General features: G+C 62.8%; 17 protein-coding genes. All 17 read right to left on the bottom strand.

The features are described from left to right. Nucleotides 1-226: 226 nt before the first annotated feature. The 17 genes from KJS40_RS04475 to KJS40_RS04555 all read right to left on the bottom strand — a co-directional run bounded on the left by KJS40_RS04475 (nucleotide 227) and on the right by KJS40_RS04555 (nucleotide 26,006). Nucleotides 227-5,401, bottom strand: coding sequence for a DUF4157 domain-containing protein (locus KJS40_RS04475; RefSeq protein ID WP_213539222.1), 5,175 nt, complete (start codon nucleotides 5,399-5,401; stop codon nucleotides 227-229). Nucleotides 5,402-5,537: 136 nt separating this feature from the next. After that, nucleotides 5,538-6,266 (bottom strand): hypothetical protein, encoded by a 729-nt coding sequence (locus tag KJS40_RS04480; protein ID WP_213539223.1) that lies wholly within the window; start codon nucleotides 6,264-6,266, stop codon nucleotides 5,538-5,540. Beyond that, nucleotides 6,263-9,649 (bottom strand): DUF6519 domain-containing protein, encoded by a 3,387-nt coding sequence (locus tag KJS40_RS04485; RefSeq protein WP_213539224.1) that lies wholly within the window; start codon nucleotides 9,647-9,649, stop codon nucleotides 6,263-6,265. Before KJS40_RS04485 ends, KJS40_RS04480 begins: the two co-directional genes overlap by 4 nt. A gap of 140 nt (nucleotides 9,650-9,789) precedes the next feature. Continuing rightward, nucleotides 9,790-12,111: a hypothetical protein gene (locus tag KJS40_RS04490; RefSeq protein ID WP_213539225.1), complete on the bottom strand. Its 2,322-nt coding sequence runs from the start codon at nucleotides 12,109-12,111 to the stop codon at nucleotides 9,790-9,792. After that, nucleotides 12,108-14,696, bottom strand: coding sequence for a hypothetical protein (locus tag KJS40_RS04495; RefSeq protein WP_213539226.1), 2,589 nt, complete (start codon nucleotides 14,694-14,696; stop codon nucleotides 12,108-12,110). Before KJS40_RS04495 ends, KJS40_RS04490 begins: the two co-directional genes overlap by 4 nt. Then, on the bottom strand, nucleotides 14,693-17,182 hold the full coding sequence (locus tag KJS40_RS04500; RefSeq protein ID WP_213539227.1) for a baseplate J/gp47 family protein: 2,490 nt from the start codon (nucleotides 17,180-17,182) through the stop codon (nucleotides 14,693-14,695). Before KJS40_RS04500 ends, KJS40_RS04495 begins: the two co-directional genes overlap by 4 nt. After that, on the bottom strand, nucleotides 17,182-17,556 hold the full coding sequence (locus KJS40_RS04505; protein ID WP_213539228.1) for a GPW/gp25 family protein: 375 nt from the start codon (nucleotides 17,554-17,556) through the stop codon (nucleotides 17,182-17,184). Before KJS40_RS04505 ends, KJS40_RS04500 begins: the two co-directional genes overlap by 1 nt. Then, nucleotides 17,553-17,831, bottom strand: coding sequence for a hypothetical protein (locus KJS40_RS04510; RefSeq protein ID WP_213539229.1), 279 nt, complete (start codon nucleotides 17,829-17,831; stop codon nucleotides 17,553-17,555). The genes KJS40_RS04505 and KJS40_RS04510 overlap by 4 nt, the downstream gene beginning before the upstream one ends. A gap of 10 nt (nucleotides 17,832-17,841) precedes the next feature. Next, the gene (locus KJS40_RS04515) at nucleotides 17,842-18,561 is read right to left on the bottom strand and encodes a phage baseplate assembly protein V (protein WP_213539230.1); all 720 of its coding nucleotides are present in this window, start codon (nucleotides 18,559-18,561) and stop codon (nucleotides 17,842-17,844) included. Beyond that, on the bottom strand, nucleotides 18,561-19,673 hold the full coding sequence (locus KJS40_RS04520) for a hypothetical protein (RefSeq protein ID WP_213539231.1): 1,113 nt from the start codon (nucleotides 19,671-19,673) through the stop codon (nucleotides 18,561-18,563). Before KJS40_RS04520 ends, KJS40_RS04515 begins: the two co-directional genes overlap by 1 nt. Before the next feature lie 7 nt (nucleotides 19,674-19,680). Then, the gene (locus KJS40_RS04525) at nucleotides 19,681-19,953 is read right to left on the bottom strand and encodes a hypothetical protein (RefSeq protein ID WP_213539232.1); all 273 of its coding nucleotides are present in this window, start codon (nucleotides 19,951-19,953) and stop codon (nucleotides 19,681-19,683) included. Nucleotides 19,954-20,086: 133 nt separating this feature from the next. Next, nucleotides 20,087-20,791, bottom strand: coding sequence for a hypothetical protein (locus tag KJS40_RS04530; RefSeq protein WP_213539233.1), 705 nt, complete (start codon nucleotides 20,789-20,791; stop codon nucleotides 20,087-20,089). After that, on the bottom strand, nucleotides 20,791-21,075 hold the full coding sequence (locus tag KJS40_RS04535) for a hypothetical protein (protein WP_213539234.1): 285 nt from the start codon (nucleotides 21,073-21,075) through the stop codon (nucleotides 20,791-20,793). The genes KJS40_RS04530 and KJS40_RS04535 overlap by 1 nt, the downstream gene beginning before the upstream one ends. After that, on the bottom strand, nucleotides 21,072-23,183 hold the full coding sequence (locus KJS40_RS04540; protein ID WP_213539235.1) for an ATP-binding protein: 2,112 nt from the start codon (nucleotides 23,181-23,183) through the stop codon (nucleotides 21,072-21,074). Before KJS40_RS04540 ends, KJS40_RS04535 begins: the two co-directional genes overlap by 4 nt. Then, entirely contained in the window at nucleotides 23,180-24,307 is a 1,128-nt protein-coding gene (locus KJS40_RS04545; RefSeq protein ID WP_213539236.1) for a DUF4255 domain-containing protein, read from the bottom strand. Before KJS40_RS04545 ends, KJS40_RS04540 begins: the two co-directional genes overlap by 4 nt. Further along, nucleotides 24,307-25,179 carry a hypothetical protein gene (locus tag KJS40_RS04550; protein ID WP_213539237.1) on the bottom strand — a complete coding sequence of 291 codons (873 nt, stop codon included), beginning with the start codon at nucleotides 25,177-25,179 and terminating at the stop codon, nucleotides 24,307-24,309. The genes KJS40_RS04545 and KJS40_RS04550 overlap by 1 nt, the downstream gene beginning before the upstream one ends. Next, a complete protein-coding gene (locus tag KJS40_RS04555) occupies nucleotides 25,179-26,006 on the bottom strand; it encodes a hypothetical protein (protein ID WP_213539238.1) in 828 nt (275 codons plus the stop codon). Before KJS40_RS04555 ends, KJS40_RS04550 begins: the two co-directional genes overlap by 1 nt. Between the last annotated feature and the right edge of the window lies 1 nt (nucleotide 26,007).

The following is a 26,007-nucleotide window of genomic DNA, read 5'->3' on the forward strand; positions in this document are numbered from 1 at the left end:
CCGGCGCACGCCTCGCAAGCAGGGGGCCACGTGGAGGTTTTCCGGTCATCAGGCGCTGGATGAGATGCATGTGATGCTCACCTCCGAATCCTTGTAGTCAAATACAGCAATCCCCAAGCACTGCGTTTGGCACTCGGCGATAATGCATTCCTGCCGGGATGCGGAACTTCAATGTGCCGCCTTGCCAGACATGCGCTGCATGATGAGATGCACAGGAGTGAGCGTGTCATGGCCCAACCGGTGTCTGTAGCAACGGCGCGCGATAGTCCGTCGAAGTGACCGTGGTGACATTGATCAGCCTTTCGATCACCGTGCGATAGAATGCGCTCTTGAAATTGTGGATCGGGTCACTGTAGGCGAAGCTCGCATCCACGATATGAATCGTGTTGCCGCTGAGGTTGACCTCGACGATATCGGGTCGCTTGCTGCCGACTGTGCCGAGGAAGAAACCCGACATGTCGCCGGCGCGGCTGGACAGCTTGAATTCTCGCCAGCGTTGCCGGATTTGCGGATCGGCATGGGTCTCCAGGGCGTTGTACGCGGGTGTCAGGGTCGGATCGTTCTGCGCCAGCATCTCGCGGACAAAGTCCCAGACACTCCAACCGAGGATCGCATCATGCATCGTGTGTCCAGTGCTGCCCGCATCGACGGCGCGTTGCAGACTGGTGGCAACCTGATTGAAGTTCTGATTCGGATTGGCCATCACGAAATCGGTGCGCGTCGCGCGTCCCAGCCAGTCGGCGCGCGCCTGCGCAACGACAATTGCCTCAAGCCAGCCGGGCTGGTTCGGGAACATGTCCATGATCGCCTGATCGTCGAGTGTCGACAATTCGACTCGCCGTCCCTGACTGTCGCGCACTCTTTCGAAACGACCGCGAATGAATTCGACGCCGGTCGCGGTCAGATCGCCGGTGCCGGACTGCAGATCGCGCGGCAGCGGCGTACCACCGGTGCCGACGATGGTCTGGCCGGTGGTCGCGCCCGGACTGACGTGCGGCGCGGGTGTCTCTGGCGTGCCGGATTCCGAGCGCGCGCCGGGCGGCCCGAAGCCGGTGCCTGCGTCGCGACCGAGTGAGCGGACATACGCCTGAATATCGCGGATCATCGCCTCGTAGGTTGGGGATCCCGGCTCGACGTGGATGGTGCGATCGCCCCAATAGGCGTGATAGGAGCCGTCATGCGCGAAGCGCAGCGTCTGCGAGGTGCCGTCGGGGCGGTTGATGGTGACGTAGAACGGCTCGGGATTGCCGGGGTTGATGCCGTACTCGGTGCGTCCGCGTCCGACACCGGGAATATCGAACTCGATGAATTCACGCACCAGCCCGCCTTCCCCGTACAGCCGGAACATCAGGCCGCGGAAATCCTGCGGCGCGGGCAGGCGGAACGTTAGTGTGTTACTCTCATTGGGGTGATAGTGCAGCAAGGCATTCCAGCTCACATGGGACGGTGCACCGACGCCAGTTTCGGAACCGATCCGCACGCGGTATTCACCGGTGGTTGGATTGTGATAGATCGCGACCTCGCGGCCGGCCGAGACCGCGAGCGCTTCGTTGTAAGCGCGATACGCCGCATCGGGTGTGGTCAGACCGGTGCGGTAATCACCGGGGAGCGGCGGGTGCGGCACCTGATCGGCCGGTCGCGGCGGCGGCAGTGAACGATCGATACCCTGGCCGAGTTGATCGAACAGGTGCTCGGGTGAGCCGCGCGGCGCGGGGGTCGTGGGCGTGTCTGCGGCCGCTGCATGCGGCGGCGGGACTGCGGGCGGTGTCGGCGGTCGGTCACCGCTCCCTGCCATCGTGCGATCGCCGGGTGCCGGTGCGCCTTCGATCGGTGGATGGAAGCCTGGTGCGTCGGGTGGCGGTGTGACGGTGGCGGATTCTTCGCCACCGCCGGGTGACCTGCGTCCCTGATAGCGTGCATGCGCGATCATGCCGCCGGCCTGTATGCCGATCTGCAGCATCGCATTGCCGAGTATCTCCAGCATATGCGCGGCGCGTTCATGTTCGGGCAGATTCTGCAGTTCAGCCAACTGCGCCATGATGCCCGCGCCCATCAACAGGATGCCGGCGCCGTCAGCGCCGATACCCATGATCATCAACGCCTGACCGACCCGCACCATGCGCAGCGGCGTGGCAACCTGCGCCAAACCGATCACGCCCCCGACGATGTTCACCACATCCATTACCGAAGCGAGATCCAAGCGCAGGCGGTTTTCATCGTAACGCTGATAGAGACGATAGGCCGACGGGATTGCGCCGATGGCGCCGACGGGCAGCAGAATCATCAGGCTGGCGCCCTGTGTGAACGGCGCCGCGGCGATGGCCGCGATTGACAGCACCATTGCGCCGGATTCCATCGCTTCGGACAACATGCGGCCGGTGCCCGCCTCGACACGCAGCGTGGAGATCTCGCCCTCGATATTAATGGCGACACGTCCGCGCCCATAGTCGCTGCTGGTCTCGAGCAATGCGCGCAGGCCATCCAATATCGCTGCACGGCGCGGGTGGGTTGCGGTCATCGGCGAGGTGCCGAGCACCTGGCCGCTGTCGGGCGTGGTCAGATCGAAGATGAATACCTGATAGGTGCCATCGAGCTCGCCGCGGTCGTACATCTCCAGCGCCAGCGAGATGCTGTGGCCGAGATCGGAGACGAAGGTGGTATGCGGGATGAAGCGTGTGCCGGTCTCGTCGGCAATGCTAGCCGTGCGGGTGTTCAGCATGTTCTGCACTGTCTCGCGTTGCGTTTCCAGCGCGCGCAACTGACGAGTCTCATCCCAGGCGTTGCCGGCGTCGCCACCGGCCGCGCTCAATTCGCGGCGCAACGACGCTAGGCGCGTCTGATCACGTTGGGCCTCCAGTTGCGTTTCAATTGACAGAATCTGCTGGCGCAATTCGAGACGCCGATTCAGCACTCTGATCTGCTGATCGAGTATGTCGAGGCGTTGCGACAACTGCTCGCCCGGTTCGGCGAGCATCGCGCGCAGTTCCGCCAGCTCGCGCTGCAGCGACTCGGCATCTTCCGGCGCAAACGGCGCCGTCAGCAGGGATTGAATCTCCGCCATGCGCAGACGCATCTGGAATTCACTGCGGGTTTGTTCCTGAACCCGTGTGATCGCCATCTCATCGGGGTTGCGCGCAACGGCGGGCAACAGCGCGACGCTCGGCATGCGCACGACTTCCTCGTCGCCTTCCAAGACTGGTATCGCGCGGCAACGCACCACGTACATGCCGGCGCTCGGGAAAACGATGCGCGTCACGTAACGCGGTTCGGTGGCGCGGTCGAGGAAGGTGCGGATCACTGTGCCGACGGTGCGCAAAGCGTTATTGACCTGGATGAGATCCTCCGCGGATTCTCCGAATGGCATGCCCCCCAGGCGTTCGCGGACGCGTTCGAGATCGGTGGCGTTGTAACGTCGTGCACGCGCCAGCCGGGTGTCGAGCGTAGTGCCGAAGCTCGGGCGTTCGCCGGCTGCCATGGTCAGATCCGGTGCAGTGGTCAGTGTCGACTCGGGGATACGGATGAACTCCCAGCGATAGGCGTAGATCGCGAAGGCATCGATCCAGTGTCCATACGTCAATGACATGGTGAATGCGTGGTCGGTCTCCAATACCGCGTCGTAGAGCGGTGGCTGCAACACCGGTGAGCTGGACATGGTTGCACGCCAAGCCGGCGCATTGGCGCGCGCCGGCTGGCTGAGCAGCCGTTCATCGCCGGTCGTCCCGTGCGCGACGCGCAGCAGGAAGCGGGTGAAGCGAGCCACCAGCGCGCGGCGCGTGGCATGGCTCGCGGGATCGATCGCCTCCGACAACAGCGCGGATTGGGTGCGCACGAAGGCGAGAAAATTTAATGCATGCTCCTGTTGTACCGGTCCGCCGGGCGCCTCGGTTTGACGCTGCGTCGGCGAGAGTTGCAGGTTCCACAATGCCGCATAACCGAATGAGCAATCCTGTTTGTCTCGCCGCTCAAGGATGTCTCCGGTTTCATCATGAATCTCATTGGCCAGCGTAAAATCCTCACGCACAGCCTCCAGGACATCGATCGCCGTCCCGAGCGCGCCGAGTATCAGGCCGGTCACCCCCCCGATTGCTGTCTGATCGCTGCGGTCGACGTCGCGCCAGGCGCGCAGCAGCGTGGCATGCTGTGCCATTTCACGCCGGAACATGAATTCGGTGTACCAGTACGGGAACGCGTCATGGACTTCCGCCCAGGCCGTAGTCGCGGCCAGGCCGAGTTGCAACAGTTCACGATGCGTGTCGTTCAGTGCGACATGCAGGTTGAATTCCATCTCCAGGACGTTGAGGAGTAACAGCGTAACCGGTCCGCTCACCCGCTTGCGGCCGATCTGCTGACCGACGGTGGCGGTGCGGGTCGTGACGAGGTCGTCGATCATAGTGCTGCTGATCGTACTCATACGCGCTTCCCATTGAGTGATGACCTCCTCTTCCAGCCCCGCCCGGTATTGCGTGCCGATCAACCTGCGCAGCATCAAGGCCATTAACTGGGGGCGGGTCGCGCCGGCCTGATAGGTGAGCTGCTGAAAATCGAAGACGATGCCGTCCATCGACACGGACATGGTGATGCCGGATTCAGGTACCGGCCCGTTGCCGTTGCGCATCAGCAGCGGTTGCCGAACACCCTGTCGCGAGGCGAACACATGTACCAGTTCGTGCGCGAGCAAGCGGTCACCGGTAGCGGTGCCCGGTGCATAATGGCCGTCCGCGAAAACGATATGATCCCCCACAGTGAAGGCACGTGCGTTGACAGCGTGGTTGGCCGCTGCGGCCTGTTGTCCGATGTGAACGCGGATCCGGCCGAGGCCCAATTCATCGCTCGGCGGATCATCCGATGCTGCCGATAACTGTTGCATCACGGCATTGGCGATCGCATCCGCCTCGCATTCCTGAGGTTCCGATTCGGCACTGATCGATCGTTCAGGTGTTACCGTGGTGTCATGTATGCGATGATGGTTGCGGACGCTGTCAGACATGAAGGCATACTGCATGCGGCTGCGCGTGGCGACATTCAGTGTCGTGCCCGGCGTTGCGAGTGATGCCGACACCAGGCCCGGCAACTGTGTCAGCGCCGATCTTGTCGGCAGTGCGGGTGACGTCGAGGCTATGTGCTGGCGCATCATTGACGGCGGATCGCCGGATGGCCTGGGCAATGATGCCTGTACCGCGTGCAAGTCCTTGCTTTCCCGCAGGTCCTCGAAATCCTCCTCTGTCGCGACGTCACTGAATGTTGCCAGAGAGGGTGTATGCGGCTTGCAGCGAGGACATCCGCCGCCGCACGCACAGCCGCCACGTTGTGGCGCGGCACCCGGCCGTATCGCCACGGGTTTCTTGGTTGCGGATTGCGGCGCATCGGCGCGCACCTGGGTTTTAGCCGCCACCGTATTCATGGCGTCATGCCCGTTCGGATCGCGTGTGGCCGCCACCGTTGTAGGAGCGCCGTCTCAACGCGATAGGTCTGGTGCGAGATTGAACCTCGCATTACGGCGCATTGCGCTGCTCCTACAATATATGTTGCCGTCAGTATCATTGCTTAGGCTTGAGTTTCGACGGCTTACGGTCGTCGTCAATTTGTGAAGACTTATAGTCTTTATCCAGGCAGGGCGATGATGTCGGGCCGCCTTCCGGTGCGCGGCATTCCGCCGGCGGTTCACCGAGCGTGATCTCGCGGTAATCGACCTGACCGGGGCGCGGTGTCAGTGGCGGTTTGTCGGTGTGTAGGACTTTGTTGCTGCGGTCGGTGATACGCAAATAGACCTGTGTCTCACGCCCGGCTTCAGGTTTGTCCGACGCCGTCTTGACCTTCTCCACACTGAGCCTGAAATAACCGCGTTTGTCGGTGCAGGCATAACCGAGTTCACGCACCCAGCCGCCCTTGGCGTCGATTAGCGTGCTCGTGAGTCCGGATTGTCCCTCCCGTGCACGATCAAGCACGCGTCCGTGCAGCAGCCAGGTATTGTCGTTGATGTCGATCTCCGGTGTCGCGGCACGCGCCAGATCGAGGTTCACCTCGCGCAGCAGCGCGGCATTCACCTCGCGTTTGTGCGCAAGCGCCTTGACGCGCGGATGTAACGCCCCAAGTTTCTCGGCGAGACGTTTCTGTTCACGCGCTTGCGCGGTCATCTTGGCGCTGCGCACCCGCGACAGTTGCGCCAGCGCGGCCTCGCGCTGCGGGTCAGCTTGGTCCAGCGTCCTGTCGAGATTCACGGCGATCTCGGTGAAGGGGATTCTTTTATCGGGAGTATAGGTGCTCATAGGAATTTACCTCGTTTGAAGCCGGCGCCGATCAGACTGTCCTTGCCGCGCTGGCAATAATTGTTTAGGAATGCAGTCAGCAGAGTGCGGTTGCCGGTATCGACCTTGAGTGCCGGCAGATAGCCGAGCACCAACAGGCAGTGCGTCGACTGATTGTTGGTGGTGGCGTTGAATAGTCCGGCGGTCATGGCTGAATACAGGGCATTGGCGATGCCTTCCTTGAAGCGGTTGTCGCTCGCGCGCACCGCTGCGCCGAGCAGCACGGCGTGACTGTAGACGAAATCGTCGATCAGATTGCATTCGCATTGATTGGCATGGAAACCGATATCGTCGAGGCTGATGATCATGATCGAACTCAGCGCGAAACCGATGCCGGTCTCCATTAGGTCTAGTGTGCACTGGTTGTTCGCAAACAGTACGTTGCCATTGGCGAGATACCGGCCCGCCTTCGCGTCATCGAGCCCCGGCAACACCAGCGCGTCGTCGGTCGCATCCGACGCACCACTGAACGGCGTGGTCGCCAACCCCGAGAAATTTGTGAGCTGTCCATAAAGCTCGTTCGACAGACCGAGATTGAGGATGGCCACGGTGGCGGCGATGAACGAGGTGGAGAGCGGATTCAGCCGGATGATCATGCCGCGACTGGTGAATTGATTGTTCACCACCGATACCGGTCCGAGCGCGCCCAGCAACAGCGCCTGCCCGAGCGGCTGGCTGACGATGTTGTCGTGGATTTTGATCGCCGGGACGCCGTTCTGCACCGGATAGATGCTACCGAAAATCGTCGTCGGCACGGTCGTCGGCACCGCCAGCACGATGTTGATCCCGGCGCGCGCACCGTCCTTCCCGGTGTGCATCGGCTGCGCGTTCTTGGCGCCGTTGTTGACGATGCGATTGTCGCTGATGTCGACGCCTTCGCCATGCAACACGAAGATGCCGCATACCGGCTCGATATGACTGGGCCCGTTGTCGATCAGCGTATTGGTGCGGATCACCAGGTTCTCGACATCGGCCAGCGAGATCGCGCCGTAGCCCATCGCATTCAGCATTTTCGGTTCGATCTCAGCTAGGCGGCGCCACAGGCAGTAGCGGATCTCGTTGTGATCGATGGTGAGGCTTTCGACGCTGATGAACTCGTCGACCTCGGCGATGCTGAAGAACGCGGCCACGCCGATCCCATTCAGGCCCATGTTGTAGATGCGGTTGTGCTCGATCAGGATGTCGTACAGCGGACCGACGGACTGATATTCCGGCGTGTCATCATCGTCGCCGCGCGGCGGCACATGACCGTCGCCGGGTGCGCAGGGATCGCAGGGGTCGAAGGCGTTGACGACCCAGCCGATGATGCCGCCGGGTCCGCCGTCGGCGATGATCTCTTCGAGCGAGCCGAGCGTGATGCCGTTACCGATGCCGCCGTCGATCAGGTTGTCGATCACGCGCACGCGTTCCGAGGTGCCGCCGATCTGTAACCCGCCACGGCCTGCGGCGACGGTGTGCGGCCCGGCACCACTCGGACCGATTTCAGCGTCGACCAGTATGTTGTCGAGACTGCGCTGCACACGCAGGACGTTGTCCTCGATCAGCACATCCTCGGCCTGTACGAACACCGCTGGCCACGGACTCGATACATCGTTCATAACAATGGTGCTGTCGGTCAGCGTGACGAACTGCCCGGCATCGATTTGAATGCCGCTGCGGGTTGCGGCGCTGATGCGCAGCTTGTGGAACACCAGATTCTCGCAGACTGGATCGGCATCGACTTGGATGCCGATCCCGTTCTGGTGCGCGAACACCGCCAGCGAGTCGATGCGGATATTGTCCGAGCCGGTGATGCGGATCACCGGCTCGGGATTCAGCGCGTCCATTGCCGCGGCGGACCGGATGCGCGTACGCGGACCGCAGCCGCTCAGCGTGATGTTGCGGCGATTGTTGATATGGATGTCTTCGATATACAAGCCGGGCAAGATGCAGACTTCGCCGCCGGACGCCGACAGTGCGTTGATCGCACTCTGTATCGAGGCGTAATCCCCGAAACTCGACAGGCCGTCGCCGACCTTGACGGTGCAGCAGGTCTGCAGTTTGGTCAACGGCTGGAACACGCGGCGGCAATCGTGAATTTCGTCCGCGGCGGCAGTCGCCGAGACCGGCACCGGCCCGCTCCAGGTGATAATCGCCAGCGGTGCGCGATGATAATGCACACCCTGAGGCACGGCATTGGTCGGCCATACCGATGGATCGAAGTCGACACCGGCGGTACGTGCGGGGAAGGTCCAGAAATCGCTCGGTGTGTAATTACTGAGATCCGCCAGCGGCGTGTCGAAGGCGAGGCGGATACCGTTGTGCAGTTCATCGGCGAGCGCCAGACCGGTCGGGAAGTTGCTGACGAGATCGATGCCGTTCCAGAGTCGGAAGAAACCAGTCGTGCCCACCGGCCAGGTGCCGATGATGTTGGTCAGCGACAGGTTGTCGTCCGACGGCAGCGTCGTATCGGCGGACAGCACCACGCGCCACTGACCCAATGCGACATCGAACTCCAGCGCCTCCAGATAAAACGTATCTAGGCCGCATTGATTGATCATCTGGTTGTTCGCGATGACCGCGACATCGCCAGTGGTCGCGCCGGCCGGAGTGAAGACGCCGCGCCCGACCAGGCCGCCATTGTATTGCGACCATTTGAAGCGCGCCTGGCCGGCTTCCGGCGCGGCGATCTCCACTCTATATAGATAGTGCTCAAATCCGCTGTAACCACCACTCTCCGGTACCGGGCACGACCCGGCGACGATAACGGTCGGCGAAGGTGTCACGGTGAGGTGCCCCTTGGCGTTGAAATCATCGGCGAGGGCGAGATTGCCGCAATCGTCGTCGGCGTCGAGGCGTAACAGTTTCAAGGCCATCGCGGTATACACGCGCTCTGTGGTGTCGGGACCGCCGAGTGCGGGTTCGAGCAGATGCAGCGGATCCTGGAAGGCGCTGAATACCTCGTCCCAGACTTCAAGGATGACGGCGTCGCGCACATCGGTGGCGATGGTCGCGACACTGGCCTGCGGCGACTGCAATGGCGGCTCGAGATATTCGGCGCTGAGCGTCGCTCCGGTGTAATGCAGATGCACACCGTCTGCCCACAAGCGGCCGGGTTGCAGCGTGATATCGACGCCCGCTGCGGTGGCATTGGCCTGTGTGACCTTGAGGCTGTCGGGCTGCGCCGCAGGCACCGCGGCGATGCCGGTGCCGATCACATCCGCGGCGGCGGTCTCGCGCCACAATCGATCGATCTGTTCGGCCGCGTTCCAATCCTGATCCAACAGCACACGGCCCTGCTGATGCAGCACGCCGCTGAAATTGTCGGTGGGATCAAGCCCCCACTTCGAAAAGTCGCCTTTCATGCTCGTGTCCTATAGTAAATATTAAAAAATCCATCCGTGGACCTTTTTGGTATTTCCTGGCTGTACCAAAACAGAGTGTCCACTCTCCCTCCGGGAGAGGGAGTGATTCAGTGGTATGAATGTCATGGTATTAGTCATCCCTAAGTCACCGTGATCAACACCGGACGGATGCCGACCGGCTGGTATTCGCGATAGCGGATATGGATGTTTTTCCACTTGTGGGTGTTCTTCAGGAAACCGAACGCGCCCATTTCGTCGTTGTCCGGTCCCTGTTCGAGAATATGGCTGTCGCAGCGTTGCGACAGTTGCGCGTAGCCCGGCATGCCGAAGGTTTCGGCGCTGAAGCGCAGATCGTCGCCGTTGCCAAACACGCAGGCATGCTGCGGCGGCAGGCGGTTGACGCTGGCGGTGAAGCGGCTGAATTTGATGCAGCCCTTCTGGTTGTCATGCACCTGCAAGGCATGACACCAGATGCCGCCGCGCCCGCTCGCCGAGGCGACGCGCATGCGACCGAAGCAGGTCATGCCGGCCACCGTCAACGCCGGACCCCACAACAATTCCGGATTGCCGGTCGCGGCGCCAAGCGCCAGCGCAGGTGTGGTGTCGGCAACGCCGCTGCCGGCGTCGATGACACTGTCGCTGAGGCTGAGTTGATACTGATCGTCGATCGCCAGCGGCCCGCACAGACTGCGGTCGATGATGATCTCAGGTGTCTGGTCGAAGGCGGTTTCCTCGGCGGGATTCGCAAAGCCATAGGTGTTGTTCAGATGCATCGCCGTGCGCAGCGCTGCGCGCGTGCCGTCGAGAGCAATGTAGCCGCCGGGATCAAGCGTACAGCCGTCGATATGTAATTGGTTCAGCGCCGCGCGTTCGATCAGCGCGGCATTGGCATTGAAGGTCGCGGCACGAGTGAGGTAGAGCCCTTCGAGGCGCACCGTCAATGAAGCCATAATCGCGGGTGCGCCGGCGCCGGTAACATCGTCAGGCCGGAACGCCAGCGGCCGTGCCAGCTGGATCACTGGTCGTTCGCCGTCCGCCGCGCGTATCCATAGTGAGCGGCCGAGGCGCAGTGTGCGCAGGCCGCCTTCATTGGCGCTGCCGACCACCGCATTCAGATCCAACGGGTGCGCAAGGCTGTCGCGGATCTCGATGATTAGCGGTGCGGTCAGCGCGGGCAGGTTCGCGAGTGCGTTCTGCAAGGTGAAGCCGGGTGTATTCAGCGTATCGATGATCAGTGTGTTCGGCGCCTGCGCAAGCCACACTGCGGGTGACGCGGTGCGCGCAACCGGTTCGGCGCCGACCGGTCCCTGGAATCCGTGCGTCGGTGCGATGAACAGACCTGCCGCCAGCGGATTCGCCTCGTCGGCCTGCGCCGCACCCATTACGCCGAACACCACGCGACCGCGTGCCGGATCGATGGCGATTTCATGCCCGCGCAACGGCGGATGCAGACCGTCTTCCCAGGCGCACAGATTCGCACCGCGGAACCGCCAAGGTGTCGCGGGCGTGAACGGCGGTTGCGGCACCTGCAAGGTCAGGCCGAGGCGTTCGATGCGTGGCGGCACCGTGCCGGTGGGATACGGTGCAACCTCGACATATTCCTGCGGCCGGCCGGCGCGCGAGTCTTCGGTCAGTCGCGCCCACGGCATCGGGCCCGGCACCGCGTCGGAATGCGTCAAGTCCGGCGGTTCGTCATCGGCGTGATAACGATGGGTGTTGAACAGCACCATCGGCTCGGCCTGCGGATGCAATTCGACGCGCACCGCGAAGCGCGCATTGCCAGCCGGCACCGGCGTCAGATCGACGACTTGCACAAAGCCCGGCCGCGAGTGCGCCACGGTGTAGGCCTCCAGTCGCCACAGGAATACCGCGAGGTTCGGCAGATTGTGCAGGCCGCAGCCGTTAGTCGCGGGTTTCACATCGACGACATGCGCGAACGGATCGAACGGTCCGCTCAACAGACTTAGCAATGCCGGGTCGCGCAGGTTCACGCTGCCGCCGCGGCGCGCATCGCTCAGATGCCTGATCAAAGTTAACGGCGGTGTCCCACCGGCATCCGGGCGCTGATGATTCAGATGCTGATTCCAGACCAGCCGCTCGAACATCTCGACGCTGTGCACCGCCCAGCCGGACAGCGCATAGGTCAACGATTCGATCGCGCCGAGCGTGCCCTTGCGGCGGCGGTGATTGATGGTGCGCGCGACATCGGCGCGCAAGGTCCACGCATCGCCGGACAGATGCGAGGTGCCGAGAAGATCGCCGATATAAGGAATCACCCAGTCCGAGCAGGTCTCGATGAACAGATCATGATGGAGCGTCTCGATGTTGTCGCGCAGGGCGGCATGCACGGCATCGATCAGACCGACATAGGCCTCGAGCTGGCCGGCCGGGAACTGCTCGCCGTCACGGATCCGGTAGATCTCGGGCAGGCGTTGATACAGCGGCTGGCGCGGGCTGCTCATGCCGGACACTCCGCCTGGATCGCGGCCGAGGTGAAGCTGAGCACGCAATGCGTGGTATGCAGAGCAAGCAGCCGACTCGCTGGACAGGCGATCACCGGCGAAGGGATCAAGTTCACGGTCGGCAGCGGCAGCAGGGTCGGATCGGTCTGCGGCGGTATGCCGAGCGCCAGCGGCCGAGCCGCCAATAGCTTGACCCACACGACACCGGTGATGTTTTGCATCGCACCGATGGCTTCCGAGGTATGTACAGATTCATGGAACCCCCGGCGTTGCAGGCCGAACAGACCGCGCGCGGCGTCGATGCCGTTATCCTCTTCGCCTGCGACACCGAGCACGAGTTTGATTTCACGCGTCAGGTCCTCGATGCGGTAGGCCGGACCGTAACCGATCACCGCATTGAGATGAATGTATTCGCGCACACCGTTGATCACCAGGATCGGATGCCGTGCCGGACCGCGACAACGGCTGTAGCCGGTCAATGCATCGCGCACGGCGGCAAGATCCGCGCTGCCGCCGCTGCTCAGTACCGTCATGACGATCGCCGGCACGCCGTCCGGCGCATCCCAGCGTGCGGCCGCCTTCAGTACATTCGGCAGCATGCGTGTCTCGGCTTCATAGTCGGCGAAGCTGACCAGGCGGCCGAGACTCTGAAGTTTCGCCGGTGCTGCTTCGCGTGCATTGTCGGCGGACTCCGGGTCGGCGCCGGTGGTGACCTCGAGCGGTAGCAGCACCTTGTCGAGGCCGGTAAGTTTGCCCGTGGCCTGCGCCTTGGTGTCGGGTTTTTGCGCGCCGTGCGCACCAATGCCGACGCGGTAGCTTGCGACGACATTGTTGCGGCCGCTGGTCAGCCGCGCGCCGGTCTTGCCGTCGCCGAATTGCGCGATGCTGTTGCCGTATTGATCCTCGCGCACGATATACACCTGATCCAGAGGACCGGCGTTGAACAGCGCGTCGACACGCGTCCACTTGATGCGGTCGACATAAATATCCAGGGCCGGCACCTGCGCGGGCGTGCGTGTCGCATCGAACAGATAGCACAGCGGCACCTTCGGTATCGGGCAACTTTGAAACACCGCACGCGCATCCCCCGAGCCGATCGGTGTCTCGGCGATGGTCTTGCCCTGCGAGGCATCGACGATATTGCCGTAGGCGGTGATGGTCGGTGTGTCATAGCCGTAATCCGCGTAGGTCACGTTCTTGCTGAGCACCACACTATGAAACGCGGCACCGGCACCGCCGGTCGTGACCGATTGCACCGTGGCATCATCGACCTCGTTTTCAGCATCGACCAGTAACAACCGTCGGCCCTTCAATGCCGCAGCGTCCGCGCCAGTACCGTAGTAGCGCAGCGAGGCGCCGCTGGTTGCGCTAGTGTTGATATAGTCGGCATAGACCATGAACGGCGCCGCGGTGATCTGCATGAAACTCAGCGAACGCACATCCAAATAGGGATGGGTGTGACTGAGATGACTGACCACCAGATTGCTGTTCAAGGTCAGCATCGTGCACTGGCCGGTCTGCATGCCCCAGGTCAGTGAGGTGTTCTCGACATCGGTGATTTTGCGCACTAGCGTGTGGCGATACTTCGATGACGTGGCCGTCTGCGAGAAGCTGCCCTGGATCACCAGTCGGTCACCGGTTTGCATGCCGTAGAATTCGCGGTCCAGCGGCATCTTCAATTGACCAAGATCAGGATCGACGCCCAGCGTCGTCGTGGTGTCGACCCGCCGCTGATACGAAGTCGGCGTGGTGCTGGGCACGCCTTGGCTGTTGACAGTGGTGACGGTGTTCGGCGCGTTGTGGCCGAAATGCCTGAGCGTCTCGCCGAGTTTGTAGGCCTGCAACGAGCCGATCGAAGAGCTGCGCACGATCGGCGCTTTGAGCCGGACATAACGTTTGCCGAACGCCTCCCAGGTCTCGTCGACGGTCACCACCTGTGGTGACAGCAGTTGCGTCGGGTTATCCGCGCCGAGTGATGGCTGGCCGAGCAGCAGGCGATCATCAGCTTTCAGCGTTGCCGCATTCGCGGCCAGCCGCAACACGGTCATGCCATTGACGATCGATTGTGTGGTGCGCGGCCGATATAGAGAGAATGCGGAGAGTGCCGGCACGGCCTCCAATGCCGCGCGCGCCTCGAACTCGACCGGTTTGTCGACATCCTCGATCTGCGCCTTCAGACCGAAGCCCATCGGCACCGTGACCGGACGCTCGCCCTTGACGGTCAATGCGAAACTCGCCTCGCCGGCGACGCCGGGCGCCAAACGGTAACCGCCGAGCCGCACCAGGTCGGCGATGCTCTGCTGCCACTCGGCGGTGCGCAGATAGGCCTCGTTCGCATACAGGCTTTGATAGAAAGTCAGGATGTCGGTGACGATCGCCGCGCCTTCGAGCAACGCGATGGCCGGGTCGTCGGTCTCGCGGTGCGTCCACGCCGACAGCACCGGCTGCTTGTCGAGTTGATCGAGCAGATGTGCGCGTACCTCGGCATAGTTGCCGATACGGTAGTCGATGTGCGACAGGCCCGGCCGGTTGAAGATTGGCTTCGGAAACAGCGGCGGCTGTTCGCAGTCGTGCTCGCAGCTCATTGCCGGCCTCCCTGGATTTCGAAGTTGAGACGCCCGGTCTCCAGGAGCCCGGGATTATTGGCGACCTGGATGATCTCGAAGCCGCGCACTTCCAGTTTTTCCGGCACCGGCAGCGTGACATTCTCCGGCGCGACGGTGATCGTCGCCAGTGACGGACCGCTGATGCCGTGCAGGCGGCGGATGCTAACCAGCAGCACGCGGTCGACGCCCTGTACCGACAACGCACGGCCGATCAATTGCGAGACGTGCAAGGATTGGCCGAAGCTCCATGCATCGGGATAAAAGAAGCCGCGCCGGCCGTCGGCGGTGTAACCGTCGGAAAATTCCAGTTCGAGCAATGCGCGCAGATCTTCCGGCCAGTAATCCGGATGCGCGCACACGCGCATGAAGATATCCAGCGGCACGAACGCGGCCGGTCTGACCTCCAGGTCTTCGCCGATCAGTCGCACCGCATCGAGGTGCGCGGCGATCTGCAGACGCAACGGTTCGGACAGTTCGATGGTGCCCTTTGGGTCGATCGCGACTCGCACGGTGCGCCACGAGCCCGTCCAGGCATAACGCGCATTGGCGCGCGCGACGCCGGGCAGTTCCTCGGCGCGGCGTGCATAGTCTTCCAGTGTCACTGCGCGCAACTGCCGTGCGCGATACGCCTCGGGCACACGGCGGATAATCTCGGCGACCGGTTCCGGTGCGCGGCCGCCAGTGACATCGAACGGATTCCAGACGCGCGCGACATTTGGATTCGCGGCAGCGTCGAAACTGCTGATGACATCGGCGCCGACATTGCCGTCGATACCGTCGCCGATCTGATAACGACAGGTAACGGCAGCATCGGCCGGCAGGGCGCGGCCGTTGACGCCATTACCGAAACGCAGGCGACTGACGCGGTATTCGTCGGTCTCGACGAGGAAGTGTTCGTGATCGCCCTGCGATTCGATCAGGTCGCTTTGCTCCTGCCAGGGATCGGCGAAGCCGCTGACCGTGACGGCGAGCGTGCTGCGTGTTGCCGCGATGCCGCCGGGCGCGGTGTCGCGATAGGCGAGTGGTGAGTGGGGCAGAGTGCCGAGCATGCCCCAGGCGGGGGATTCGTAATAGGCCTCGTCGATGTATTCGAAGGCCGCGGGATTCGCGACCGCCAGCGGGCTGCCCGGCGTGCGAAATATCGTGCGGTACGGACGGCCGTGCGTGATGCGTGCAAGATTGCCGTGAAACAGACTGACCGTGTCGACCGGCAAGGCCAGGTCACAATGTGTGATGAAACAATAGCGACGCATCAGGCGATCGGTATCCTGCCAGTGCACGCGCACGCACCACTCGCCGACAACGCCGGCCATCGGATCGAACACCGCCTCGGCATTGGCCAGCAATGGCAGCAATTGGCGCGCGCGTGGATTGCGGCCGTTAACAGTGCTGGTCTCGGGATTCAGCGTTTCCTGGATCAGCAGATGACGCGGCGCATTGCTGTTGAGCAGAACGCGCAGCGTGATCGCGTCGGCGGGATTGGCCGCATTCAGCGGCGCAGGCAGTGCCAGATCGGCACTGGTGCTGCCGGCCTCCAGTGCTGTGACGCTGTTGCCCCAAGTATACAGTTCGAGTTCATTCAACAACGGATCGCAATCGACGGCTGCGCTGTTGATGAAGATACGGCTGCCGTTATCCTGCCATGCAACACCGGTCCAAGCGCCGAAACCGGCCGGCAATGTCAACGCCGCATTGACCTCCAGCGCCAGCCAGGTGGCAGCCTGATTACCCTGATGGATATGGTAATCCATCAGGCGCGCGTGGCGCGCTAGGGAGACGCGCTTGCGCGCGCTAATCAGATAGGCCTCATTGAGCGTGCGGTCCTGAAAATCCGACAGCTCGTCGGCATCGGCCGCGATCAGATCGATCAGCACCTGATCGAGACCGGCCTCGCTGGTCGGCGACCAGTCCGGCACGCGCTGCTGCATCGCGCTGATCAGCGTGTGCTTGAACGAATCGAAATCCTTGGCTAGATAATCGATCACCGGCAGCGGCAACGGTGCGGGCGGACGCACTATGTCGGCACAATTCATGTTGAAGCAGGCTGGGCGGAACTTGAATTCGATATCGGCGAACAGCGGATCGATGTTGGCGAAGTTCACTGCCAGCGTGTAGGTCGAATAGTCGCCGATTGGCGTGACGTGCAACCGCAGTTGATTGAGCGCCGAGCCGGCCACCACCTGTTCGACACGTACTTGGCCTGCCGCCGCACCGGCACGCACGCGCACGCCACCGCTGATCGGGAAAATCGAGTGCGGCGTCGCGCCGCCACCAATCGCGGCGAGGATGTTGACGAGTTCATGCGTAGTTTGGAACTCGACATCCAGCCGTGCTTCGGTCGGCGCCGCCGCCGGCAACAGTGTGGCGAACACTAGACGGATGCCGTTCAGGCCGCGTGCATCGAGATTATGCGCGCGTTCCTCCAGTACCTCGGTGTCGAGAATTCTTCCGACCGGCTGATGCATCACGTACCTCCGCCGCGCTCGAAGCGCAGTCTGCGTTGCTCGCCGGTGTCGACGACCTGATAAGCCAGTTCGATCACTAGCTTCGCGTCCTCATTCACGACATCCAGATTGATCACCTTGACGCGGTGACCCAGCCAGTGCGTCAAGGCCTGACTGATGTTGGACTTGGCAAGCCCGGCGGTGATGTCGTCGTTGCCCTCGAACACCAGCCGGCGCAGGTTGCCGCCGAAGCTCGGCAGCATCGGTCGCTCGCCGCTGTTGGTCAGCAGCAGTTGCATGATCTCGCCGCGGATGTGCGCCTCCAGCGAATCGGGGGTCGCGCTGCGGCCGTCCGCGCCGATGCGAAACGGAAATGCCAGATGCCGGCCGTTCACAGGTTCAACTCCAGTTGCGTGACGAGGAAGTTTTCGTCGGTACCGCTGGCGCCTGGTTCGCGCAAGGTGATATTGGTTATGAACTCGTCTTCATGCTCCTTCAGAAAATCGAACAGCCCGCGTGCGATCGCGACGAACAGCAGGCGGCGGTCCTCTTCGCCCTGATTCGGCAATGCGACGCCCTTGACCGCCTGCCATTCGGTCTTCATCGCCTGTTCCATCGCCGCGGCGAGGGAACTGCTGAAATCCGCAACACTGCCTGCTTTCAATGCCATCGCGCGCGCCTCACCCGGTTTTGACCTTGATCGACAGCAGCGCCGGCGTGGCCGGCGGCATCGGCGGCAACGGCGTCATCGGTGTGACCGGAAATACACCGAGCGCCATCTCGCCGGGATGCGTGTGGGTCTGGTAAATGTTGATCATCTGGTTGAGGAAGTTCAGCAGGTCGTCGCCGAACACCAGCGGGTGTGTCGCTTTCTCGACCAGTTCGATCTGCGGCGCCTCGACAACGACCTTGGCGGTGGCCTGAATCCTGACCTTGCCGCCCTGCACCTCGATGGTGATGATGTTGCTGGCGTCGGCATCACTGATCGAAATTTTCTGCGCGTCATCATCGAGCGCGGCCATCAGACCGGATTCACTGCGCAAGATTTTGCGCGGTGGCGCGGCGGCGGCGCCAGCCTCGTTCTGTGGCGGTTCACCATCGCCCCACCAAGTGCCGGACCAGATTGGCCGCGATGGATCGCCGGCCTCGAATTCGATCCACACTCCTGCACCGACTGGCGGAATCGCATACAGTCCTTGATTCGGTCCGGCATAGGGCGTACATGGCAGAGCCCATGGCGTGATCACGTCCTGCAACACCTCAGGCACCTCGGCGCGAATGCGACCGAGATTGTCCGGATCCTGATCGTCATTGACGATGCCGCGGTATTTGCCATAGAAACGGCTGCGCGACTGTTCGGTCAGCTCAACAAGTAACTGTTCGTATCCGGCGCCGGGCATCAGAACACGCCTCCCACCAGGCCGCCGCCATCGCTGCCGGCGGAGCGAGCATTACGTTTCAAAGTCAGGGTCTGCATATAGCCCCCATCGGTAATGACGTGATGCACGCGGCTGATCAGATACAAGCCGCCGAGGTGGCCGCCGGGACCCGCTACGCTGATGACCTGATGCGGCGACAATACGGTATTGTAATCGTTCGCGTCGATCTCGGCGGTGGCGGTATACGCGAAGGCAGACAAATCCACCGCGGCGGTCGCGGCGGCATCAAGATCGTTTTGTTCCTCACGGGTGCGCGCCAGCAGGCTGACTCCGGGCGTGGTGATCACATCATGGGTGCCTTCATCGCCGAGTAGTGTGAGTGCCGGCGCATCGACTTCGCTGGTTATCACGGCCTTGTCGGAGATACGCACGCTGCCGGCACGTGCGGTGAGCGGCTGCAGCGCATCGAACTCGGCGGAGAATTTGTGGATGTTGCGGTCCTCGCCGAGCAGCAACAGTTCAGGGGCCTCGCCCAGTTCCATTGACGGTGTGGCGAATACGCCGATGCTGTGACCGGGTATCTCGCCGGGCTTGACGTAGACAAACATACCGTGGCGGCGTGCCAGATCGCGCAGCAATTGCATGGCGGTGCCACGCTGCACGACGTAACGCGTATAGGTACTGCCGGCGGCCGGTACGCTGTCGACCTCGAATTCCAGATCGAATTCGCCGAACAGCGATTCGGCGATCTCGTGCACGGCCATGTCTTCGAACAACTGTACGGTCTCGGTCATATTCAGCAACACGCTGTCGTCGTGCACCACCAGTGTCATCCCGCTTTCGCCCGGGCCTGAACCGAGTTCGAAGCGTTGCGCGATAATCGGCCCGTCGATCAGCGGTGCGAAGTCGCCGTCGCCGAGCTTGACCTCGACACGGATGCGCTGGAACGGTTGCGCGAACGATTCCTCGATACTGGACCAGGTGCCTTCATCATCCAGCGTCAGATCGACATCGAGTTCCGCCTCGGCGGCGATGCCGATCGCCTGATCGACACGAATCTCGCGGAACAGATCGAGCTGCTCCTCGGTCGCGGCGGTGTCGTTCAGATAGACGCGGAATTCGGCCAGTGCCATGGCTCCCTCACTTCACCGGTACATTGATGCGGCGGCCGGTGGTGCGCACCAGCTCGTTGGCTTCGAGTTCGCTGTTGGCATCGGCGATATGCCAATAGCGCGTGCCGTCCTTGTAACGGCGGTGGCTCATCACATCGAGCTGATCGTGATCGCGAATTTCGGTGTCCTCACCATCGGTCACCGGCAGCCGTCGCAGCATCACCGCCTGCACCGCATGGCCGAGCGCATCGGTCGCGGTCACCGTCGGCAGATTGTAGTAGCGGGAGTTTTTCAGGAACATGGCGATCTCCGGAACACAACGTTTTTGTAGGAGCGGCCTTCCAGTCGCGATAGGTCCGGCACGAGGTTGAACCGCGCGTCGCGGCGAGACGCCGCTCCTACCGGTGTAAATGTGATGTCGTTGTCGGTCATATCTAAAACGCCACAATGTCCACGGCCAATTCCACCGCCTTGGCCAGATTCAGAATCGCCTGCGCGTCCTTGACCGCCTTGCTGTAGGTCAGCGCGCCCTTACCGATCACGTCGGTGCTGGTCTTGGCGAAATTCACCACCGACAGGCCGATCTGGATCTCGGCCTGCACCGGGTTCAGCAGGAAATCGAATTTCTGTTCGGTAATCGACATCGACTTCACGCTGACCGGCAGCACGCGTGACGGGCCCCAGATGAACAGGATGCGTGGCAGCGCCTCGCGCGGGATCGGCCGGGTCGGAGCATCATCATTGCCGCCAAGACCGAGCGCATCACCGACCGCGTCGATCGCCTGACCGAGCAGGCCGCTGAGCGGGCCGGTGGGATACACCATCTTTTCCAGCGCCGCGATCTGCGGACCGATACCGAACACCCGCGGGATCGCTGATACCGCGCCGCCAGCGCCGAGGTCGTCGGCGGCGGAGAATTTCGCGGTCAGCGTGAATTCCTCGCTCGGCGGTGTACTGGTCTGCGCCGGTTCGCGTTGGCGTGCCTGATTGCGGCCTGCTGATGCGGTGGCGTGCTGTGGAATCTGGATGGTGCGCGCGAGTTGTTCGGGATTGAATTGGAACAGCACGATATTCGGAATCGGACCGAGGAATTCGCCGCTGTATTCGACCAGCGCGCCACGCAGATAAAAGCCGGACATCAGTTAGCCTCCGTATCGGCGTTCCGCGTCACGGGCGGACTCAGGAAGGCCATCAGGCCGTCGGCAATCAATGTGCGCAGCGTTTCGGCATCGACCGCGCTACCCGCTTCGATGGTCGGCAGGCGTATCGCCGGCATAACATCGCGCAACACCGCGGCGTCCAGGCCGCGCACGCTGAGACGTCGCGCCAGTTCGCCCTCCAAGCCGTCGATCGCGGACTGCGCGATTTCGGCGGAGACGCCGTTCAGCGTCAGGACGATGCGGTCTATGCGCAGGTCGCTCATCGGCGCGCCTCGTCGTATAGCGGCAGGATCAGCTCGCGATAGGCCCCGAAGCTCTCGGGCGAATTCGGCCGGTTGAGTTTGTCGAGTTCGCGCTTGACGGCGAACAGCACTGTTGGCATCGCGATCCTCGGGCCGCTGTAACGGCCGGCCTGCAGGCAGGCATTGAAAGCGATCGAACGGATATGGCCGCCGGCCAGCGGAAACTGGCGCGCCAGATAATCGATATCGAGCTCGCTGATATCGACCGCCTGCGGAAACACATAACGCCACAGGCGCACGCGTTCGGCCTCGCCGGGCAACGGAAACTCGATCAGGTAACGCAAGCGCCGCAGAAACGCCTCGTCGAGATCCTTGCGGCGGTTGGTGGCGAGCACCGCGATACCCTTGAAGCGTTCCATGCGTTCGAGCAGATAACTGATCTCGATATTGGCGAAGCGGTCGTGCGCGTCCTTGACGCCGGTGCGCTTGCCAAACAGCGCGTCGGCCTCGTCGAAGAACATCAGGCAGTCGCTGTCCTCGGCGGCGTCGAACACGCGTTTGAGATTCTTTTCGGTCTCGCCGATGTACTTGTTGACCACCTGCGACAGGTCGATGCGGAACATCGGCAGTTCCAGGTCGTGCGCGATCGCCTCGGCGGCCATGGTCTTGCCGGTGCCGGGCGGCCCACAGAACAGCACCGACAGGCCGGCATCATTCCAGGCGCGTGCGGTGCCGAAGTGGTAATGTACCCAGGTCAGCGCGCGCATCGCGCCGGTGATCTCGGTCAGTTGCAGCATCTGCGCGGGCGGCAGCACCAGTTCATCGAGTGTGAAGCGCGGTGTCACCGGTTGCGCGAGACTGCCGAGATCCGGGTGTGCGCGTGCGCGGCACAAGGTGTGCAGCGTCTCGGCAGTGAGCGGTGCATCGAGTGCGTCGGCAGCCGCGCCAATGGCATCGATGACTGCCGCCGGTACGCGGAAGCGTCGCGCCATTTCCTCGATCGCCTCATCAAGACCATCGGCGAGCGGACCGAGTGCGCGTTGCAGACGCGTGACGCGGGCAGTGAAGCCGGTGTGCGGCAATTGCAACGGCGTCTGCAGCAGTTCGACCGGCAGCCGGCGCATCGCTTGCGGATCGGACAGCGGTGCCAGCCACCGCACCGGTGCGGTGGGCCATGTCGTCATCCGGCTGTGTTGATGCTCGTCCTGCATAGTTGTCGGCGGCAGTAGCACGTCGCAGTCGTGCAACCAACACCAAGCGGCGAGCGCGGTCAGCCTTGCGGTGTCTGGCAACGGTGTTTGGGTGAGTTCGACAAGCGGGCGGCCGGTGAGTTGCGCAATCCCACGCAGCCATTCGGCGACATCGCAACCAATGTCACCGAGCAGCGGCACCAGTTGCGGCGTGCGCGGCACGCCTTGCAACACGGACACCGCCGCGCACACTGCCGGTGAGTCGGCCTGCACGAATGGTCCCGCCTGCAACATGCGCAACTCGGCGGGCACACATCCGTCTTCGCTGATGCAGGCGTGCGCGATCAGCGAAGACATTTCGAATGACTGATGCCAGCCGGCCGGGTCCGCGCCGGTTTCGAGCAGGCCGAAACGGAACAGCACATGCCCCATATCGATGCGCAGCAGAGCGGCCGGATCGTCATACAGACGCTGCGCGAGTGCCAGCGTCGGCAGCGTCCGGTTCATGTCGTTGAGGCAACTGCCGATGATTGCGCCACAGGCGGGGTCGGTGCGTGCGAGCAATCCCAGCGCCAGTACGAATTGCGCGCAGTCATCGAGTGCCAGCCGATAGACAATCGCCGACCACGGTCCCGGTGTGTCGCGGCGGGCGGTGCGTAGTGCGTCGATCTGTTCGGTCAGATAATGCGCGGTAACATCGCTGTCGAGGAAACGGCGCTTGTCATCGGCGAAGCGTGTCAGGTCAAGTTGTTCCGCAGTCGCATTGGCGGGCGGCGGCACGGCGCCGACCGGTGCGGGCGAGCCGATGCGCAGCTGCCAAAGCCAGCAGATCTCGCGTCGCAGCCGCAGCGTGATCTCGGTGAGCCAGCTTGCCGCCAGCATATCGGCGACATCGAGTCGCGGCGTGAAGGCAACCGGCAAGGGTGAGACCGCACTCATGGCGTCCACGCGATTTGCGGTGTGTGGGTGGCCTGCGCACCGTTGACGCGCAGGATCAGATAATAGGTGCCGGGCGGCAACGCATGCGCATTGTCGACGCTGGCCGTCAACGAAGTCTGCGCGGCGATACCGGTGACTTCGAGATTCAGCGCCACCGCGCCGTCGCGATAGAACGCGACGAAGATGGTGTCGTCCGGTCCGCCGAGACGTTGGCCGGTAAGTGTGATATCGCCGAACAGATTCGGGCCGTTCGGGGTCAGCGCGCCGACGCTGGCGCCGGTCAGCGTCGGCCGCAGTGTCGCGAGCAGCGGATTGCTCGACATCAGGCGGCCGCTCGGCAGTGTGCGTGCCACGGCGATCACGTGATGACCGGCCGAGAGTGCGGGAATGGCGGGGATTTGAGTCTGCACCGCTCCGTCGCGTGCGGCGGTGACCGGAAGCACCAAGGATCCCAGCAGCACGCTGTCGATTGCCGTGTTGATGTCATCGCCCGACAATTCCAATGTCGTACTGACTTCGAATTGGGACGGTGTGACCTGCTTAAGTTGCGGACCGAGTGTCGGCAAGACCGTCACGCCTTCGACAGCGGGCGGTCCGACCGTGAGCACTGCCGGTGCGTATTCGGGGGCGACATCCGGTGCGATCAATACCGGCCGCACCTGGAACGCCACAGAGATTCGATATTTTTCGTCGCTACCCTGCATGAGTTTCGACAGCAGTTCGACGTCGGCGGATTCGAAGCTGATTTTCAGCGGTTCTGGATTGTCCGCCAGCGCGGGCACGGTCGGCGATAGGAAATTTATTTCCTGCAGATTGGCGAGGCCGCGCGCGAGCAGGCGGTGCGCGGCGACCGAGTCGCTGTCATGCGTCTGATCGTAGGCGGTGAGCAGATAACGCAATACCAGCCACAATGGTGCGGGCCGGCCTTCGTCGAGCGAATAATTCTTCAGATGGCCGTCGAACTCGACCTGATACAGGAACAGATTCAGTTTCGGTTCTTCATCAGAGGCCGCCGCGATATCCGGGCGACTCACGGTGACCAGCATCTGGGCGCGCAAAGCAAGCTGCGACCGCACCGCCTCCGATACTGCACCGATCGCCTCGTTGGTTGCCGCCAGTGCCATTACAGACCCCGCAGATAATAACGGCGTGGATTGAACGAGGCGCTGCGTCGTGTCGGGGCTGCCGGTGGTGCGACCGGCGTCTGGGCCGGTGCAATGGCCGGCGACGACTGATGCACTTCGAGTTCAATCCGGCCAATATGGACTTGCAGCGGTACGTGTATTGAGGCAACGGCCGGTTGCGGCGATTGTGTATCGGTGTGCGGGAGCGGTCTGGCGCGCGGTGTCGGCAGTGCGTGGGATTGGAGATCCGTGTCTCGCGCCACTGACTGTACGGACCGTCCGGCCGTCACATGTGTTGTTGATGATGATGTGTCGACGTATTCGCCCAGTTGCGCATGCAGCGGCAGCGCCGCATCGTGGGGCCTAGCAACGGCGCCCGCGGCCGCGTGTCTCGCCGTGGAAATCTCGGTGTGCGCGGGCGCTGCGGCGAAGATCGATAATACCTGTTGCGCCAGATCGTCGTCGCCGCGATTCGGCAGTGCGGGCTCGGCGTCATCCGGTGCAGACACTGACGGGTGCGCTTCGGTGGAGGCAGGGCGCGCGGCCGACGTCGCGACGACGGGCGGCTCACGTCGCGCAGACGTTTCCTGTGCCGGCGCACGCGGCGAGAGTGCCATCTCGGTCTCCATGCCGAGTGACAGCTCGGGCGATGCTAACGAAGACGATGCAACAGTTTTTGTCTCGGTAGGCGGTGACACGATGGATATCGGGCCGGACGCCGTGACCGCGGTGTCGGCCGCCGTGACAACCACTTCAGTGTGTTGTTCGAGCGCGCCGCCGTCGGCGTGTGAAAATCCCGCCGGTGCGTGCGGCGCCATGACCGCGGGCGCGACATCGGAGCGTTGAGCGAGACGTGCGAAATAGTTGTGCATTATGAGTGCGCCCGGGATTGTGCATGAATGCGCGACAGATAACCCGCGCGCCGCCACGACGGCAACGCAAGGATGTCGGCCTCAGACCAATGATAACTGCCGGCGATTTGATGAATATCATCGAGCAACGTGCGCTGCTGCCGACGCAGATCTTCAAGCAGCAGATATTCCAGATCGACTTCGACCTCGAATTGCGCGTCGCAGGCGGGGCAGTGCGCGGTAATGTTGAGCGCGGTGAGCGGATCGGCGCTGTCCAGCGCGGCGCCGAGTGGTGCCAGCCAGGCGGCCGGTAGCTGCCAGCCCGCGGCGGGCACTGTCGCATCCAGACGCATGATCAAACGGCGCGCCAGCCAAGCGGCGTCCACGCCGCGGCGGTCGCGGCTGTGCGCATACCACGCCAGTTGATCGCTCCCCGTGGGTAGGCGAATACTCGCTTGTTGTTGCAACGGGGTCCGCCAATTGATCGATTCGCCTGCGGTCAGCGCGAAATTTTCGAGCGCCAATTCCAGTTCGATGCGTTCACCGCAGTCGGCATGATTGCAGGTCGCGACCGCAGTGGTAATCGGGCCGGTGGTTGCATGGGCGATGGCGAGCAGCCCTTGCAGTCGTGCGGCGACACCCCATTCCCAGAGCGTTGCGGCGTCGATGTTGCGACCGTCCGTTTGTTGCAGGCACAGCGCAAGTAGCCCGGTCACCACGCTTGCGCGTGGTGTGGCGCAGAAGTCGACGTCGAGATCCGCGCGGGCGGACCCATAATGGCGGGTCAGAAAGCGCGCGGCGGCCGCATCGGCATCGGGTGGCCAGGGGAGCGGTGTCGAATAGGTCATA

The sequence above is a fragment of the Nitrosospira sp. NRS527 genome (genome assembly GCF_018406445.1).
In the GTDB taxonomy this organism is placed as follows: Bacteria; Pseudomonadota; Gammaproteobacteria; order Burkholderiales; family Nitrosomonadaceae; genus Nitrosospira; species Nitrosospira briensis.

Excerpts from the sequence above, each read along its gene's own strand:
- KJS40_RS04475 (WP_213539222.1), bottom strand. The coding sequence starts at position 5,401 with ATGAATACGGTGGCGGCTAAAACCCAGGTGCGCGCCGATGCGCCGCAA.
- KJS40_RS04480 (WP_213539223.1), bottom strand. The coding sequence starts at position 6,266 with ATGAGCACCTATACTCCCGATAAAAGAATCCCCTTCACCGAGATCGCC.
- KJS40_RS04485 (WP_213539224.1), bottom strand. The coding sequence starts at position 9,649 with ATGAAAGGCGACTTTTCGAAGTGGGGGCTTGATCCCACCGACAATTTC.
- KJS40_RS04490 (WP_213539225.1), bottom strand. The coding sequence starts at position 12,111 with ATGAGCAGCCCGCGCCAGCCGCTGTATCAACGCCTGCCCGAGATCTAC.
- KJS40_RS04495 (WP_213539226.1), bottom strand. The coding sequence starts at position 14,696 with ATGAGCTGCGAGCACGACTGCGAACAGCCGCCGCTGTTTCCGAAGCCA.
- KJS40_RS04500 (WP_213539227.1), bottom strand. The coding sequence starts at position 17,182 with ATGCATCAGCCGGTCGGAAGAATTCTCGACACCGAGGTACTGGAGGAA.
- KJS40_RS04510 (WP_213539229.1), bottom strand. The coding sequence starts at position 17,831 with ATGGCATTGAAAGCAGGCAGTGTTGCGGATTTCAGCAGTTCCCTCGCC.
- KJS40_RS04515 (WP_213539230.1), bottom strand. The coding sequence starts at position 18,561 with ATGCCCGGCGCCGGATACGAACAGTTACTTGTTGAGCTGACCGAACAG.
- KJS40_RS04520 (WP_213539231.1), bottom strand. The coding sequence starts at position 19,673 with ATGGCACTGGCCGAATTCCGCGTCTATCTGAACGACACCGCCGCGACC.
- KJS40_RS04525 (WP_213539232.1), bottom strand. The coding sequence starts at position 19,953 with ATGTTCCTGAAAAACTCCCGCTACTACAATCTGCCGACGGTGACCGCG.
- KJS40_RS04530 (WP_213539233.1), bottom strand. The coding sequence starts at position 20,791 with ATGTCCGGCTTTTATCTGCGTGGCGCGCTGGTCGAATACAGCGGCGAA.
- KJS40_RS04535 (WP_213539234.1), bottom strand. The coding sequence starts at position 21,075 with ATGAGCGACCTGCGCATAGACCGCATCGTCCTGACGCTGAACGGCGTC.
- KJS40_RS04540 (WP_213539235.1), bottom strand. The coding sequence starts at position 23,183 with ATGAGTGCGGTCTCACCCTTGCCGGTTGCCTTCACGCCGCGACTCGAT.
- KJS40_RS04545 (WP_213539236.1), bottom strand. The coding sequence starts at position 24,307 with ATGGCACTGGCGGCAACCAACGAGGCGATCGGTGCAGTATCGGAGGCG.
- KJS40_RS04550 (WP_213539237.1), bottom strand. The coding sequence starts at position 25,179 with ATGCACAACTATTTCGCACGTCTCGCTCAACGCTCCGATGTCGCGCCC.
- KJS40_RS04555 (WP_213539238.1), bottom strand. The coding sequence starts at position 26,006 with ATGACCTATTCGACACCGCTCCCCTGGCCACCCGATGCCGATGCGGCC.